This is a genomic window from Geodermatophilus amargosae, assembly GCF_041028265.1.
GTDB lineage: Bacteria > Actinomycetota > Actinomycetes > Mycobacteriales > Geodermatophilaceae > Geodermatophilus > Geodermatophilus amargosae_A.
In genome coordinates this window covers 142,268-157,844 of record NZ_JABGCW010000013.1, presented here as the reverse complement: position 1 = coordinate 157,844, position 15,577 = coordinate 142,268, and the positions used below count along the sequence as shown (strand labels likewise).

General features: G+C 74.7%; 15 protein-coding genes. 7 read left to right on the top strand and 8 right to left on the bottom strand.

What is annotated here, in order from left to right; genetic code table 11:
• Positions 1-67 precede the first annotated feature (67 nt).
• Together HLV61_RS16695 and HLV61_RS16690 are read left to right on the top strand one after the other, a co-directional pair.
• Positions 68-1,471: an aminotransferase-like domain-containing protein gene (locus tag HLV61_RS16695; RefSeq protein WP_369257405.1), complete on the top strand. Its 1,404-nt coding sequence runs from the start codon at positions 68-70 to the stop codon at positions 1,469-1,471.
• 5 nt (positions 1,472-1,476) lie between these two features.
• Positions 1,477-2,469, top strand: a complete 993-nt coding sequence (locus tag HLV61_RS16690; RefSeq protein WP_369257403.1) for a D-alanine--D-alanine ligase family protein — start codon at positions 1,477-1,479, stop codon at positions 2,467-2,469.
• Between the two features lie 57 nt (positions 2,470-2,526).
• Here the strand turns inward: HLV61_RS16690 and HLV61_RS16685 are convergent, their stop codons facing one another.
• The 8 genes from HLV61_RS16685 to rpmH form a co-directional block, all read right to left on the bottom strand.
• Positions 2,527-3,588 carry a ParB/RepB/Spo0J family partition protein gene (locus HLV61_RS16685; protein WP_369257401.1) on the bottom strand — a complete coding sequence of 354 codons (1,062 nt, stop codon included), beginning with the start codon at positions 3,586-3,588 and terminating at the stop codon, positions 2,527-2,529.
• On the bottom strand, positions 3,585-4,691 hold the full coding sequence (locus HLV61_RS16680) for a ParA family protein (RefSeq protein WP_369257399.1): 1,107 nt from the start codon (positions 4,689-4,691) through the stop codon (positions 3,585-3,587). The genes HLV61_RS16685 and HLV61_RS16680 overlap by 4 nt, the downstream gene beginning before the upstream one ends.
• Positions 4,692-4,782: 91 nt before the next feature.
• Positions 4,783-5,439, bottom strand: a complete 657-nt coding sequence (rsmG, locus tag HLV61_RS16675) for a 16S rRNA (guanine(527)-N(7))-methyltransferase RsmG (protein WP_369257397.1) — start codon at positions 5,437-5,439, stop codon at positions 4,783-4,785.
• On the bottom strand, positions 5,436-6,086 hold the full coding sequence (locus tag HLV61_RS16670) for a Jag family protein (RefSeq protein ID WP_369257395.1): 651 nt from the start codon (positions 6,084-6,086) through the stop codon (positions 5,436-5,438). The genes rsmG and HLV61_RS16670 overlap by 4 nt, the downstream gene beginning before the upstream one ends.
• Before the next feature lie 132 nt (positions 6,087-6,218).
• Positions 6,219-7,370 carry a membrane protein insertase YidC gene (yidC, locus tag HLV61_RS16665; protein ID WP_369257393.1) on the bottom strand — a complete coding sequence of 384 codons (1,152 nt, stop codon included), beginning with the start codon at positions 7,368-7,370 and terminating at the stop codon, positions 6,219-6,221.
• Positions 7,363-7,782 carry a membrane protein insertion efficiency factor YidD gene (gene yidD, locus HLV61_RS16660; protein WP_369257391.1) on the bottom strand — a complete coding sequence of 140 codons (420 nt, stop codon included), beginning with the start codon at positions 7,780-7,782 and terminating at the stop codon, positions 7,363-7,365. The genes yidC and yidD overlap by 8 nt, the downstream gene beginning before the upstream one ends.
• Complete coding sequence (rnpA, locus tag HLV61_RS16655; protein WP_369257389.1) at positions 7,779-8,201, bottom strand: ribonuclease P protein component; 423 nt, start codon at positions 8,199-8,201, stop codon at positions 7,779-7,781. The genes yidD and rnpA overlap by 4 nt, the downstream gene beginning before the upstream one ends.
• A gap of 1 nt (position 8,202) precedes the next feature.
• Entirely contained in the window at positions 8,203-8,340 is a 138-nt protein-coding gene (gene rpmH, locus HLV61_RS16650; protein ID WP_091368159.1) for a 50S ribosomal protein L34, read from the bottom strand.
• Positions 8,341-9,062: 722 nt separating this feature from the next.
• Here rpmH and dnaA point away from each other — a divergent pair.
• From dnaA to HLV61_RS16625, 5 genes are all read left to right on the top strand, one after another.
• A complete protein-coding gene (dnaA, locus tag HLV61_RS16645; protein ID WP_369257387.1) occupies positions 9,063-10,841 on the top strand; it encodes a chromosomal replication initiator protein DnaA in 1,779 nt (592 codons plus the stop codon).
• An 819-nt stretch (positions 10,842-11,660) separates the two neighbouring features.
• On the top strand, positions 11,661-12,818 hold the full coding sequence (dnaN, locus tag HLV61_RS16640) for a DNA polymerase III subunit beta (RefSeq protein WP_369257385.1): 1,158 nt from the start codon (positions 11,661-11,663) through the stop codon (positions 12,816-12,818).
• Between the two features lie 117 nt (positions 12,819-12,935).
• The gene (gnd, locus tag HLV61_RS16635) at positions 12,936-13,868 is read left to right on the top strand and encodes a phosphogluconate dehydrogenase (NAD(+)-dependent, decarboxylating) (protein WP_369257383.1); all 933 of its coding nucleotides are present in this window, start codon (positions 12,936-12,938) and stop codon (positions 13,866-13,868) included.
• 31 nt (positions 13,869-13,899) lie between these two features.
• Entirely contained in the window at positions 13,900-15,069 is a 1,170-nt protein-coding gene (gene recF / locus HLV61_RS16630) for a DNA replication/repair protein RecF (RefSeq protein ID WP_369257381.1), read from the top strand.
• Positions 15,062-15,577 (top strand): DUF721 domain-containing protein, encoded by a 516-nt coding sequence (locus HLV61_RS16625; RefSeq protein WP_369257379.1) that lies wholly within the window; start codon positions 15,062-15,064, stop codon positions 15,575-15,577. The genes recF and HLV61_RS16625 overlap by 8 nt, the downstream gene beginning before the upstream one ends.

Genomic DNA, 15,577 nt, shown 5'->3' with positions numbered 1-15,577 from the left:
TGTGACGGGTCCGTCTCATCCCGCCGTGTCGGGGAGGTCGGCCCCGAGCCGTCCCTACACTCGGTCCGTGGCCTCTCTCCCGCCGTCGCACGGCCAGCCGCACCGCACGCCGCCGCAGCAGCACGGGCACGTGGTGCCCCGCCATCCGCGGCTGGACCCGCTGGCCGACCGGTACGCAGCCCGCACGCACGGCATGAAGGCCTCGGAGATCCGCGCACTGTTCTCCGTCGTCAGCCGGCCCGAGGTCGTCTCGCTGGCCGGCGGCATGCCCGCCGTCACCGCGCTCCCGCTCGACGCCGTCGGCTCGATGATCGGTGAGCTGGTCAGCGGGATGGGCGCCCAGACGCTGCAGTACGGCTCGGGCCAGGGCGACCCCCGGCTGCGCGAGCGGATCTGCGACGTCATGGCGCTCGAGGGCATCACCGACGCCTCGCCCAGCGAGGTCGTGGTCACGGTCGGCTCCCAGCAGGGGCTGGACCTGGTCACCCGCGTCTTCTGCGACCCGGGCGACGTCATCCTCGCCGAGGGACCGTCCTACGTCGGCGCGCTCGGCGTCTTCCAGGCCGCCGAGGCCCGCGTGCGGCACGTGCCCATGGACGACGACGGCCTGATCCCCGAGGCGCTGGAGCAGGCGCTCCTGGAGTGCCGGGCCAACGGCGACCGCGTGAAGTTCCTCTACACGGTGCCCAACTTCCACAACCCGGCCGGCGTGACGCTGTCGGAGCCGCGCCGCCAGGCGATCGTCGACATCGCCGACCGGTACGACCTGCTGGTCATCGAGGACAACCCCTACGGCCTGCTGGGCTTCGACCACGAGCCGATGCGCGCCCTGCGCGCCCGCGACAACCAGCGGGTCATCTACCTCGGCTCGTTCTCCAAGACCTTCTCGCCGGGCCTGCGCGTGGGCTGGGTGCTCGCGCCGCTCGCCGTCCGCGAGAAGCTCGTGCTGGCCACCGAGGCGCAGGTGCTGTGCCCGCCGTCGCTCACCCAGTACGCCGTCGCCCGGTACCTGGACACCCAGCCCTGGCGCGAGCAGATCAAGCTGTTCACCGAGCTCTACCGCGAGCGGCGGGACGCCACCCTGGAGTCCCTCGAGGCGCTCATGCCCCCGGGCACCACCTGGACCCGCCCCGACGGCGGCTTCTACGTCTGGCTGAAGCTCCCGGACGGCCTGGACAGCAAGCTGATGCAGCCGCGCGCGGTCGGCGCACACGTCGCCTACGTGCCGGGCATCGGCTTCTACGCCGACGGGTCGGGCCGCGAGTACATGCGGCTGTCCTACTGCTACCCCGAGCCCGACCAGATCCGCGAGGGCGTGCGCCGCCTCGCCCGGGTCATCGAGGCCGAGCTCGACCTGCACTCGACCTTCGACGCGGTCGACACCGGCACCTTCCGGGCGGTCGGCCGATCCGACGGCACCACTGCCGGGACCGTCGTCGGCCCCGCCACCAGCGACCGGATCGAGGACTGACGCCCGTGACCGAGCCTGCTCCCTCCCCGGTCGCCGACCGGTCCCCCGAGGAGACGCCCCTGCGCGCCGTCGTCCTGGCCGGGGGACTGACCTTCGAGCGCGAGGTCAGCCTGTCCTCGGGCACCCAGGTGGTCGAGGAGCTCGCCCGCGTCGGCGTGGACGCCGAGCTGCGCGACGCCGACGCCGAGCTGCTGCCGGGTCTGGCCGCCGCGCCGGCCGACGCGGTCTTCGTGGCCCTGCACGGCGCCACCGGTGAGGACGGCGCCCTGCGCGCGGTCCTGGACCTGGCCGGCGTCCCCTACGTCGGCTCCCCGGCCGCGGCCTGCCGGCTGGCCTGGGACAAGCCGGCCGCCAAGTCGGTCGTGCGCACCGCCGGCGTGACGACGCCGGACTGGGTGGCGCTGCCGCACAGCACCTTCCGCGAGCTCGGCGCCGGTGCCGTGCTCGACCTCATCGTCGCCCGGCTGGGTCTGCCGCTGATGGTCAAGCCGGCCTCGGGCGGCTCGGCGCTGGGCGCGCAGAAGGTCAGCCGGGTCGAGGACCTGCCCGCCGCGATGGTCAGCTGCTTCGCCTACGGCGACACGGTGCTGGTCGAGCGGTTCGTCGACGGCGTGGAGCTCGCCCTGTCGGTGATCGACCTGGGGGAGGGTCCCGTGGCGCTGCCGGCGGTGGAGATCGAGCCGGAGTCCGGCGTCTTCGACTACACCGCCCGCTACACGCCCGGTCTCACCGAGTACCACGCGCCGGCGCGGCTCTCCGACGACGTCGCCGCCCGCGCGGCCGAGGTCGCGGTGCGGGTGCACGAGGCGCTGGGCCTGGCCGACCTGTCCCGCACCGACGCGATCGTCACGCCCGACGGCGAGGTGCACTTCCTCGAGGTGAACGTCTCCCCGGGACTGACCGAGACCTCGATGTTCCCCATGGCCGTCGAGGCCGCCGGTCACGACCTGGGTGAGGTCCTCGCCCGGCTGCTCACCCGCCGGGCCCGTCCCGCCTGACCCACCCTACGGAGAGCCCGGGTTCCGTCCGTGACGGAACCCGGGCTCCGGCGTGGGTCAGGCGCCGTCCGGCTCGTCCCGGCGGGCGGTGACGTCCGGCGCCATCTGGCCGATGATGCGCTGCAGGTCGTCCACCGATCCGAACTCGACGACGATGCGTCCCTTGGCCCGGCCGATCTGGATCTTCACCTTCGTCTCGAAGACGTCGGACAGCCGGCCGGCGAGGTCCTCGACGCCGGGCGCGCTGATGCGGCGGCTGCGGCGGCGCGCGGCCGGCTGCTCGGCCGCGGTCAGCGCGACGGCCTCCTCGGTGGCCCGCACCGACAGCCCCTCGGCGACGATGCGCGCGGCCAGGGCCTCCTGCGCCTCGGCGTCGTCGAGGCCCAGCAGCGCCCGGGCGTGCCCGGCGGAGATGACCCCGGCGGCGACCCGGGTCTGCACCTTCACCGGCAGCTTGAGCAACCGGATGGTGTTGGTGACCTGCGAGCGGCTGCGCCCGATCCGCTGGGCCAGCTCCTCGTGGGTGGCGCCGAACTCCTCGAGCAGCTGCTGGTAGGCCGCCGCCTCCTCCAGCGGGTTGAGCTGGACGCGGTGGATGTTCTCCAGCAGCGCGTCGCGCAGGAGGGCGTCGTCCTCGGTGTCCCGGACGATGGCCGGCACCGTCTCGAGCTCCGCGGCGCGGGCGGCCCGCAGCCGGCGCTCGCCCATGATGAGCTCGTAGCCGCCCTCCCCGCGCTCGCGGACGACGATCGGCTGCAGCAGGCCGAACTCGCGCACCGAGTAGGTGAGCTCCTCCAGCGCCTCGTCGTCGAACACCTGCCGCGGCTGGCGGGGGTTGGGGACGACGTCGGTGACGGCGACCTCCCGCAGCTGCGCGCCGGGGACGCCGACCGCCGCCACACCGGCCGCTTCGGCCTGCGCGGCGACCGTCGCGGCGACCTGGGCGGCCGGCGGCAGCAGCGTCACCGACGCCGGGGCCGTCCCAGCAGCCCCAGCAGCCTCGGTGGCGCGTACCGGGCCGTCGCCGTCGGTCTCGGGCAGCGTCGGCTGCTCGACCGGCGGGGCGCTGGTGGGGATCAGCGCCGCGAGCCCCCGGCCGAGGCCGCCACGCTTGCTCATCGGGTCTCCTCGTCGACGGTGGTGGGAACGGGCAGGACGGCGGCGTCGGGACCGGTGGAGGTCTCGGCCGCCCGGTGGGCACCGGTGCGGACCGCCGGCATCGGCGCCGTGGGCGGCGGGGGAGGCGGCGCGCCCATCGGCCGGCCGTCGGGAAGCGGCGCCAGGCCCACCCCCCGCTCCGCGAGCTCGCGGGCGGCCTCGACGTAGCTGGTCGACCCCCGGGACCCCGGGTCGTAGGTGAGCACCGACTGGCCGTAGCCCGGCGCCTCCGACACCCGGACGTTGCGCGGGATGACCGTCCGCAGCACCAGGTCGCCGAAGTGGCTGCGGACCTCCTCGGCGACCTGGTCGGCGAGCCGGGTCCGGCCGTCGTACATCGTCAGCAGGATGGTGCGGACGGCGATCCCGGGGTTGAGGTGCGCGCGCACCAGCTCGATGTTGTTGAGGAGCTGCCCCAGGCCCTCCAGCGCGTAGTACTCGCACTGGATCGGGATGAGCACCTCGTCGCCGGCCACGAGGGCGTTGAGCGTGAGCAGCCCCAGCGACGGCGGGCAGTCGATGAGCACGTAGTGCGGCCGCTGGTCCTCGGGCAGGGCGGCGACGTGTCCCTCGATCGCCCGGCGCAGCCGGTACTCGCGCGCGACGACGGAGACGAGCTCGATCTCCGCGCCGGCCAGGTCGATCGTCGCCGGGACGCAGCGCAGGTTCGGGCTCGCCGTCGTCGGGTGGACGACGTCGGACAGCGAGCTGTCCCCGACCAGGGCGTCGTAGATGGACGGCGTCCCCACCGTGTGCTCGACGCCGAGGGCCGTGCTCGTGTTGCCCTGCGGGTCGAGGTCGATGACCAGCGCCCGCAGGCCGTAGAGCGCGAGCGCCACCCCGAGGTTGACCGTCGAGGTGGTCTTCCCGACGCCGCCCTTCTGGTTGGCGACGGTGATGACCCGGATGCGGCCGGGGGCCGGGAACGGCTCCTGGTCGGCGGCGTGCAGCACCCGGGTGGCCCGCAGCGCCTCCATCGCGATGGGGCTGTCGAACTCCGCGCCGGAGCCGGCCGACGAGTCGGCCGCGAGACTGCTGCGCAGCCGCTGGCCCGGGTCGGTCATCGCGGGTCCTCCCTGCCGTCCCGTTTCACGTGGAACGGGACGGGTACCTGTGCGCGTTCCACGTGGAACGCCGTTGCCGTCCGACGGGGGCTCACGCTCGGCCCCGCGTCATCACCACCACGGTAGTGGCAGCCTCCCCCAGCCCGGCGCCGACAGCCCGTGGGTGCACGTCGCGCATCCCGGCGGCCTCGAGGTCCGGCACGAGTGCCGGCAGCTCCTCCAGGGCGCGGGCGCCGACGAGGGCCACCAGCTGGGCTCCGGGGCGCAGCAGCCCGCGGCACCAGCCCACGAGTCGCGGGAGCGCGGCCACGGCCCGGGCGGTGACGACGTCGACCGGCCCCACCGCGGTGACGACCGAGCGCTCCTCGGCGCGGCCGCGGACCACCCGCCACGCGGCGCCGAGCTCGCCGACGACCTCCTCGAGGAACTCGACCCGCCGGGCCATGGGCTCGACCAGCGTCATCCGGAGGTCGGGACGGGCCAGCGCCAACGGGATCCCCGGCAGGCCGGCCCCGCTGCCGACGTCGACCACCCGGGCGCCCTCGGGCACCGCCTCGGCGACGGCGGCGCTGTTGAGCACGTGCCGCTCCCACAGCCGCGGGACCTCCCGCGGGCCGATCAGCCCGCGGGTGACGCCGTCGGAGGCGAGCCGGGCGACGTAGCGCTCGGCGCCGGGCAGCCCGTCCCCGAAGACCGAGGCCGCGACCTCCGGGGCGGGTGGGGCAGACGGGACGGGAGTGTCGCTCACCGCTCCGGCAGGACCACGACGCGCCGGTGCGGCTCCTCGCCCTCCGACTCGCTGCGGACCCCCGCGACGCCGGCGATGACGTCGTGGACGACCTTGCGCTCGAAGGGGTTCATCGGCGCCAGCCGCTCGGCCTGGCCGCTGCCGGCCACCCGGCGGGCGGCCTCGCCGGCCATGGAGGTCAGGTCGGCGCGGCGGCGGGCGCGGTAGCCGCCGACGTCGAGCATCAGCCGGCTGCGGACACCCGTGGCCTGGGCGACGGCGAGGCGGGTGAGCTCCTGCAGCGCCTCGAGCACCGCGCCGTCGGACCCCACCAGGTCGTCGAGGTCGCCGCCGACGATGGCCACCGAGGCACGGTCGCCCTCGACGTCGAGGTCGATGTCGCCGTCCACGTCGAGGATGTCGAGCAGCCGCTCGAGGTAGTCGCCGGCGACGTCGCCCTCACGGACGAGCAGGTCCGTGCCGCCGGCCGCGGCCGCCCGGCCGTTGCCGGAGGCAGCATCGGCGGGGACCTGACCGACGGGGATCGGGTCGGCGGCGGTCTCGTCGGTGGGCTCGAGCACGGCGTCGGCGCTGTGCGCGTCGGCGTCGGGCAGGTCGGGGGTCTCGGCCGGCGCGGTGGCGGCCGGGCCCTGGTTCGGGACGCTCACGGAGGTACCTCCAGTCGGTGCGGGCAGCCGGGGCGGGCCCGGTGGTCGGGAGCCGGGGGCGCGCCGGCGCGCGGCGTCCTCCCGGCGGGTCCGCGGCGACGGCGTCGTGGGGACGCCGGCGCGGACCGGGGTCTAGCGGCGCTTGCGCTTCCCGCCGGTGCCGGCGGGACGGCCGTGCGGCGCCCGGTTCGCCGGCCGCGACGAGCGGCTGGCACCGCCGGGACGGCCGGACGCGGTCCCGCCCGAGGCGGTCGCGCCGGTGCCGGTCGTGCCCGTCCCGTCCGCGCCGTCGGCCCCCGTGCCGGCCCGCGCCGAGCCCTCGGGGACGCCGTCGACGGTGCTGCCGGCCCCGCCGTCCACCGTGCCGCCGTCCTTGGTCAGCGTGACACCGCCGCCCGCGGGACGGGGGCCCTTCGGGCGCACCGGCTTGGCGCCCGGCTTGGGCGCGAGGGTCTTCGGGTCGATCGCCGGCTTGTCGGCAGCGGCCTTCGCCTTGGCGCCGGGGGACCCGGGCGGGGGCATCTTGCGCAGGATGAAGAACTGCTGGCCCAGCGTCCACAGGTTGTTGGTCATCCAGTACAGGAGGACGCCGATCGGGAAGAAGAAGCCGGTGACGAAGAGGCTGATCGGCATGCCGTAGAGCAGCAGCTTCTGCACCATCGCGGCCTGGCCCTCGACCGGGCCGGAGCGCGCCATGATCTGCTTCTGCGTGAAGAACGTCGTCGCGCACATGACCACCATGAGCACGAGCGCCACCACGCGGATGCCGCCCTGCGTGACGCCCGGCAGCGCGAGGATGTCGGCGGCCTTCTGCCCCGTCATGTTGAACGACGAGGAGATCGGCGCACCGAACAGCTCGGCGCGGGCGGCCTGGTCGGTGAGGGTGTCGTCCCAGCTGTAGAGCCCCTGGGCGTCCGGTCGCAGCCGGCGCAGCACGTGGAACAGCGACAGGAAGACCGGGATCTGCGGCAGGATCGGCAGACAGCCGGCCAGCGGGTTGACCCCGCGCTCCTTCTGCAGCGCCATCATCGCCTGGCTGAAGCCCTGGCGGTCGGCTCCGTACTGCTTGCGCAGCTTCTGGATCTCCGGCTGGATCTCCTGCATCGCCCGCTGGCTCTTCACCTGCTTGACGAACAGCGGGAAGAGGATCAGCCGGACGGTGACGACCAGGAAGACGATCGACAGGGCCCAGGTGATGCCGCCCTCGGGCGGCAGGAACGTCGAGAACACCGCGTGCCACTGCTTCATGACCCAGGCGATCGCGGTGTACAGCCAGTCAAGCAACGCCAGCCTCCTGCTGCGGGGTCCGGCGGGGAGCCGGCGGGGTCTCGGGGGCGGGACGACGGGCGCCGTCGGCGGCGGGCACCACGACGACCGGGGTCGCCGCGGGTGCTGCAGTGCTCGACGTGCGGCCGGCGTCGCCGGTTCCGGTGCGCGTCCGGTCCCCCCGCGGCGGGAGGACCGGGTCGTAGCCGCCGGGGTGCCAGGGCGCGCACTTCAGCAGCCGGACCAGCGCCAGCCAGGAGCCGCGGCCGGCGCCGTGGACGGCGACCGCCTCGGCGGCATAGGCGCTGCAGGTGGGCGCGAAACGGCAGCGTGGGGGCAGGGCGGGGCTGATGGCGCGGGAGTAGAAGCCGATGCCGGCCAGCAGTCCGCGCGCCAGCGGTCCGGGGCGCCGCTCCCCGCGGGTGCTCACGAGCGGGTCCGCTGGGTGGGGGGCCGGTCCCCGAGCACCCGGTCGAGGCCCGCGGTCAGGTCGCGGTGCAGCTGCTCCGACGTCGCCGTCGCGGCCTCCGGACGGGCCCGGACGACCAGGTCGGCGGTGTCCGGCAGCCGACCGAGCTCCTCGCGGACGACGGCGCGCAGCCGCCGGGTCACGCGGTGGCGCACCACGGAGTTGCCGACCGCCCGGCCCACCACGAACCCGGCCCGGGGACCGGTCCCCGGTCCCCCTGTCGCACCGTCGTCGGGCACGTCGAGACCCCCGGCCGTGCGGGCCGGGGGTCGGACGGGGAGGAAGTGGAGCACCATGGTCGGCCGACCTGCGCGCCGGCCCGACCGGACGACCGCGGTGAACTCCGGACGCCGGCGCAGGCGGGCCTGCGCGGGCAGCACCTCAGGCGGAGAGCTTCTCGCGACCCTTGCGGCGGCGGCCGGTCAGGATCGCGCGGCCCGCGCGGGTGCGCATCCGCAGCCGGAAGCCGTGGGTCTTGGACCGGCGGCGGTTGTTCGGCTGGAAGGTGCGCTTGCTCACGGGGGACTCCTACGGCAGGACATCGGTGGTGCGGCCGGCCGGAGGGCAGGCACGCGGCGGGCTCCGGGAGGGGCGGCGGGGCTCCTCCGCGGGATCCCGCGAGGCTGGTCGCTGCGGCCCGGCCACGGGAACTGCCCGGACCGGTCCACAGACTCCGACCAGCATAACCGAGGCCCGCCAGGACCGAGGACGCCGCCGGCACCGATCTGCCGACCACCGTGCCGCCGCCGTGCCGCTGCCGTGCCGCCGCCGTGCCCACACGGTGCCGTCCCGACGGCGACCCGTCATGGTCCACCGGCCGGGCGGACCGTCGGTGTCGGCACGCCGACGCCTCGATGACGACACGCCGGACGACACGCAGACCGGACGTCCCCAGCGTCCGCGGACGTCGTTGCCGGGCTGTGGACGGGGCTGTTAGCGTCGCCGTCGCTCCGGTCCGGGCAGTCCGTCCGGCCCGGGGGCCGACCACCCGGTCGACCTGACCGCCGTCCGCCTCGAGCCGTATCACGACCTCCCTCCCGACCAGCGACGACGCCGGGACCCTCCCGCCCCAGCGGGTCGACAAGGCGCCCTGTCGCCAGTCGTGCACAGCCTGTGGACACTCGTGTGGATCCCCGTGTGCCTGGATGTCCACAGCCCGGACGACCGCGGCACGGGGGACGCCGGCCACGGGGACACCGAGGTCGCGACAGCGGGGACGAGTGCAAGGGGAGGACACGGTCATGGCCGATGCCACGGAGGACCTGGCGGAGGTCTGGGACTCGGTCCGCGAGCGACTGGCGACCAGCCTGACCCGCCAGCAGAACGCGATGCTCAACCTCACCCGGCCGGTGGGGCTCGTCGGCGGGACCGCGGTCCTGGCCGCCCCCAACGAGTTCACCCAGACCGTGCTGGAGTCCCGGATGCGCCGGGTGCTCGCCGAGGCGCTCTCCGAGCAGCTCGGCCGGGACATCGGCGTCGCGATCCAGCTCGAGGACTCCCCCGCGTCGGCCGAATCCGAGCCCGTGCAGGCACCCACCCGCCGCCCGTGGACCCCGGTCGACGCCGGTCCCACCGACGAGGACCGCGAGCGGGCCGACGACGGGCGCAGCGCCTTCGGTGTGCGCAGCGACGCCCGCCCGCTGGAGCGGGCGCCCTTCGAGCCGTCACCGTTCGACGCCGGTCCCCGCTCGCCCTACGACGCCCCGCGCCACGACGCCGTGCCGCCGGCCGCCGCCGAGCCGCCGGCACCGGCCGGTGACCCGGCCGGCGAGTGGCCCGGCACCGACTGGAGTCCGGCCAACCGCGGGCGCAGCGGCGGCCGGCGCCGCGGCGTGCCGGCCGGCGAGGGCGCCGAGGTGCTGCCCTTCGACCTCGGCGACGACGAGGACTCCGGCGAGCCAGTGCAGCGGCGGAGCGGGAACAGCGGCCGGACCGGGGGGAGCGCGGTCCCGCTGTTCGGCGACCGCCGTCCGCCGGCCGGCCTGGACCCGGGCCTGAACCCCAAGTACGTCTTCGACAGCTTCGTCATCGGCAACAGCAACCGCTTCGCCCACGCCGCGGCCGTCGCGGTCGCCGAGGCACCGGCGCGGGCCTACAACCCGCTGTTCGTCTACGGCGACTCCGGCCTGGGCAAGACCCACCTGCTGCACGCGATCGGGCACTACGCGGCGCGGATGTTCCCCAACGTGCGGGTGCGCTACGTCAGCACCGAGGAGTTCACCAACGAGTTCATCAACCTGGTGCACTCCGGCCGGGCCGAGGACTTCCGCCGCCGCTACCGGGACATCGACTTCCTGCTCATCGACGACATCCAGTTCCTGGAGCGCGCCGAGCGGACGCAGGAGGAGTTCTTCCACACCTTCAACACGCTGCACAACGCCAGCAAGCAGATCGTCATCACCTCCGACCGGGCGCCGAAGAAGCTGACGACGCTGGAGGACCGGCTGCGGACGCGGTTCGAGTGGGGACTGATCACCGACGTCCAGGCACCGGACCTCGAGACCCGCATCGCGATCCTGCGGAAGAAGGCCTACGGCGAGCGGCTGCAGGTGCCCGACGCGGTGCTGGAGTTCATCGCGAGCAAGGTGCAGACCAACATCCGCGAGCTCGAGGGTGCGCTGATCCGGGTGACCGCCTTCGCCAGCCTGAACAAGCAGCAGGTCGACCTGCCGCTGGCCGAGCTGGTCCTCAAGGACCTGATCAGCGACGAGCAGGGCCCGCAGATCACCGCGGCGATCATCATGGCCGCGACCGCGGAGTACTTCTCCGTGACGATGGAGGAGCTGCAGGGCGCCAATCGCAGCCGCACGCTGGTCAACGCCCGCCAGATCGCCATGTACCTGTGCCGGGAGCTCACCGAGCTGTCCCTGCCGCGGATCGGCGCCTCCTTCGGCGGCAAGGACCACACCACCGTCATGCACGCCGTCAAGAAGATCACCAACCTGATGAGCGAGCGCCGGGCGACCTACACGCAGGTCACCGAACTGACCGCGCGCATCAAGAGCCGGGCCCGCCAGTAGCCCTCGGGCTGGGGACACCGCGCCGGCTGTCCACAGCCGTGGACGTCGACGGCGGCCGGCCGGCGGCGGGTCCGAGCCCGTCGTCGCGCGGCTGACCGGCGGTCACCGGCCCCCGCGCCGTCGACATCTCGCCGAGTTGTCCCCAGGGATGTGCACACCCTGGGGAGATCGTGATCGGTGTGTGACGGGACGTCTCCGGGGAGCGCTGGCACCGCGTTCCGTCCCCAGGTGGTTCCCCATGTGTGCACGGAGCTCCGCGCTGAGGTCCTGACCTGCGCTTTCGACGTCGCAGCGGGCCGTCGTCCCCACCTCGCGCCGGTGCCGGCCGCCGCGCGCCCCACGGACCTGGGCACGGACTGGGGACAGACAGGGGGCGGAGCGGGGACAGGACGTGGACGACGGACGGTGACTGTGCACGGCCGTCGAGATGTCCACGTGTCGACAACAGGAGGACACGAGTTGCCCACAGTGGGCCAACATGTCGACTCGGGCGCTGACCTGCACGAAGGGCCCCGATCCCCAGCTTCCACACCGGTGATGACGGAGATGAGGGATGTATTCCGGGATTCCTGGAACCCCAGTAGGGGTGGGGACGCTGCGGCCCGGAGGGGCTCCGGGCCGCAGGGACAGGGACGAGGACAGGGACCGGGAGCAACGGAACGGACACCTGATCGGGTCCCGGGTTCCCCGCACCGTGGCCGGACGGGCACGATGAGCTGCGCAGGACGTACAGAGCACCGCTCCGGGTCGCCGCACGGACGCCGGACGGCAGTGGTGCACAGACAGCAGTGAGCCGTGCAGAGCTGGGGTGGATCGGTCATGGAGTTCCGGGTGACACGCGAGGTGCTCGCCGATGCCGTCGCGTGGACGGCGCGCAGCCTCCCGCCGCGGCCGTCGGTGCCGGTCCTCGCCGGGATCCTGCTCGAGGTCGACGGCAGCCAGCTGTCGGTGTCCGGCTTCGACTACGAGGTGTCCGCGCGCGCGGAGGTCGACGTGCAGGCCGGTGAGAGCGGACGGGTGCTGGTGCCCGGCCGGCTGCTGGCCGAGATCACCCGCGCGCTGCCCCCGCACCCGGTCGACGTCCGCGCCGAGGGCCCGCGGCTGTCGATCACCTGCGGCAACGCCCGCTTCAGCCTCCCGACCCTGCCGGTGGAGGACTACCCGTCGCTGCCGTCGATGCCGTCGTCGGCCGGGGTGGTCGACAGCGACGTCTTCGCCGAGGCCGTCGGGCAGGTCGCCGTCGCCGCCGGGCGCGACGACACCCTGCCGATGCTCACCGGCGTCCGGCTGGAGATCGAGGACGACCGGGTGACCCTGGCCGCCACCGACCGCTACCGGCTGGCCGTGCGCGAGTTCGCCTGGCGCCCGGAGACGTCGGGCATCTCGGCCGCGGTGCTGGTCCCGGCGCGGACGCTGGCCGACGCCGCCCGCACGCTGACCAGCGGCCCGGAGATCGTCGTCTCGCTGTCCTCCGGCGGCTCGGGCGAGGGCATTCTCGGCCTGTCCGGCAAGGACCGGCAGACCACCACCCGGCTGCTCGACGCCGAGTTCGTCAAGTACCGGGCGATCATGCCGAGCGAGTCCGCCGCGTACGCGACGCTGCCGGTCGTGCAGTTCACCGACGCGGCCAAGCGCGTGGCCCTGGTGGCCGAGCGGGGCACGCCGCTGCGCTGCGAGTTCACGCCGGGGCAGGTCACCCTGCGCGCCGGTGGCAGCGACGACGAGGGCCAGGCCGAGGAGCGCTGCGACGTCGAGTTCGACGGCGACCCGCTGACCATCGGCTTCAACCCGACGTTCCTGCTCGACGGGCTGGCCGCGGTGCACACCGGCCGGGCGCGGATGGACTTCACCAGTCCCCTGAAGCCCGCGGTGCTCTCCGGCGTCGAGGAGCCGGCGACCGACGACGACGGGCAGCGGCCCGCGGAGCGTCCCGGCAGCTACCGCTACCTGATCATGCCGGTGCGACTGCCCGGCTGAGGACGCCGCAGCCGCGAGGTGTCCCGGGCCGCCGGCCCGGGCACGGCTGTGCGCGGGCACCCGCACCGGCGCGTGCGCCCGCATGACGACGACGGTGTGCGACGAGAGGACGAAGCCGTGCAGCTGGGGCTGATCGGGCTGGGCAAGATGGGCGGCAACATGGCCGAGCGGCTGCGCCGCGCCGGTCACGAGGTGGTCGGGTACGACCACTCGCCGGGGAAGCGGGACGTCGACAGCCTCGAGGCGCTGGTCGGCGCGCTGTCGGCGCCACGCGTGGTGTGGGTGATGGTGCCGGCCGGTGAGCCGACCCGGGCCACCGTCAAGGAGCTGGCCGGCCTGCTGGACGCCGGCGACGTGATCGTCGACGGCGGGAACTCCCGGTACACCGACGACCAGGTCCACGACGTGATGTGCCGCGAGAAGGGCATCGGCTACGTCGACGCCGGCGTCTCCGGCGGGGTGTGGGGCCTGGAGAACGGCTACGCGCTGATGGTCGGCGGGTCGAAGGACGACGTCGCCAAGGTGCAGCCGGTGTTCGACGCGCTCAAGCCGCCGTCGCCGACCGACGAGTCCGGCCAGGCGGTCCCCGGTGCCGGGTTCGTGCACGCCGGGCCCGTGGGCGCCGGGCACTTCAGCAAGATGGTCCACAACGGCATCGAGTACGCGCTCATGCAGGCCTACGGCGAGGGCTACGAGCTGCTGGCCGCCGTCGACCTGATCGAGGACGTGCCCGGCGTCGTCAAGTCCTGGACCCAGGGCACGGTCATCCGGTCCTGGCTGCTCGACCTGCTGGTGCGCGCCCTCGACGAGGACCCGGCGCTGGAGCGGATCCGCGGCTACGCGGAGGACTCCGGCGAGGGCCGCTGGACCGTCGAGCAGGCCATCGAGAACGCCGTCCCGATGCCGACGATCGCCGCGTCGCTGTTCGCCCGCTTCTCCTCCCGCCAGGACGACTCGCCGACCATGAAGGCGGTCGCGGCGCTGCGCAACCAGTTCGGCGGGCACGCGGTCCGCGGTATCCAGGCGCAGGAGGTCGAGCGACCGGCGTGAGCACGGCCGTCGTCCTCCCCGCAGGGCGCTGATGTACGTCCGGCACCTGCAGCTGGTGGACTTCCGCAGCTGGGAGAAGGTCGACCTGGCGCTGCAGCCCGGGCCGACGGTGTTCGTCGGCCGCAACGGGGAGGGCAAGACCAACCTCGTCGAGGCGGTCGGCTACCTCGCGACCATGAGCAGCCACCGGGTGTCGGCCGACGCCCCGCTGGTGCGCCACGGCGCGGGGCAGGCGGTGGTGCGCGCGGCGCTGCGCCGGGAGGACCGCGAGCTGCTCGTCGAGGTCGAGGTCAACCCGGGCCGGGCCAACCGCGTGCGGGTCAACCGGTCGTCGCTGCCGCGCCCGCGCGAGCTCCTCGGGCTGGTGAAGAGCGTGCTGTTCGCCCCCGAGGACCTCGCGCTGGTGCGGGGGGACCCGGCCGAGCGCCGCCGGTTCCTCGACGACCTGTTGGTCAGCCGCACGCCGCGGCTGGCCGGGGTGCGCAGCGACTACGACCGGGTGCTCAAGCAGCGCAACGCCCTGCTCAAGACGGCGCGGATGGCCCGCGGCGATGCCCTCGCCACCCTCGACGTGTGGGACGCCCACCTCGTCGAGCTCGGCGGGCAGCTGCTGGCCGCCCGCCTCGCGCTGGTCGCCGACCTGGCTCCGCACGTCGCCCGCGCCTACGCCACGGTGGCCGGCGCCGGCGGCGCGGCCGCGGGGCTCGGGTACTCCGGCACCGTGCCGCTGGCCGGCGACGGTGCGCCACTGGCCCCGGACGCTCCTGCGCCGCGGGCCGCCGAGTTGTCGGCCGCGCTGCGCGAGCGGATCGCCGAGCGGCGCCGCGACGAGGTGGACCGGGGGATGACGCTGGTCGGCCCGCACCGCGACGACCTGGTCCTGCACCTGGGCGTCGTCCCGGCCAAGGGCTTCGCCAGCCACGGGGAGTCGTGGTCGCTCGCGCTGGCGCTCAAGCTCGGCTGCTTCGGCCTGCTGCGCGCCGACGGAGAGGAGCCGATCCTGGTGCTCGACGACGTCTTCGCCACCCTGGACGCCGGGCGGCGGGCGGCGCTGGCCGAGGTCGCCCGGTCCGCCGAGCAGACGCTCATCACCGCGGCCGTCCTCGACGACGTGCCCGACGAGCTGAGGGGAGCCCGCGTGGAGGTCGGCGAGGGGACGGCGACGCTGGCCGGGACCGCCGGGGAGGTGCCCGGTGACTGACGACCGGCCGCCTCCCGACCGGCCGGGACGGCCCAGCGACATCGCCCGCGCCGCACTCGAGGCGGCCCGTGCGGCGTCGGCGTCCCGCCCCGCGCCCACCCGCCGCCGGGTGGCCGGCCCGCGGCGCCGGTGGACCGGCCCCGGACCCGGCGACGACGACCCGCAGCCGCTGGGGCGCCTGGTCGACTCGCTGGTCAGCACGCAGGACTGGTCGGAGCAGACCCGCGTGGGGGCGGTCTTCGGCCGCTGGTCGGCGATCGTCGGGCAGGACATCGCCGGCCACTGCCGGCCGGAGACGCTGACCGAGGGCGAGCTGCTGGTCGTCGCCGAGTCCACGGCCTGGGCCACCCAGTTGCGGCTGCTCGCGCCGACGATCCTCGCCAGGCTGCGCGCGTCGGTCGGCGGGGACGTCGTGACGCGGCTGCGCGTTGTCGGACCGACGGCCCCCAGCTGGAAGAAGGGCCCGCGGTCGGTCCGCGGGCGGGGGCCCCGCGACACGTACGGATGA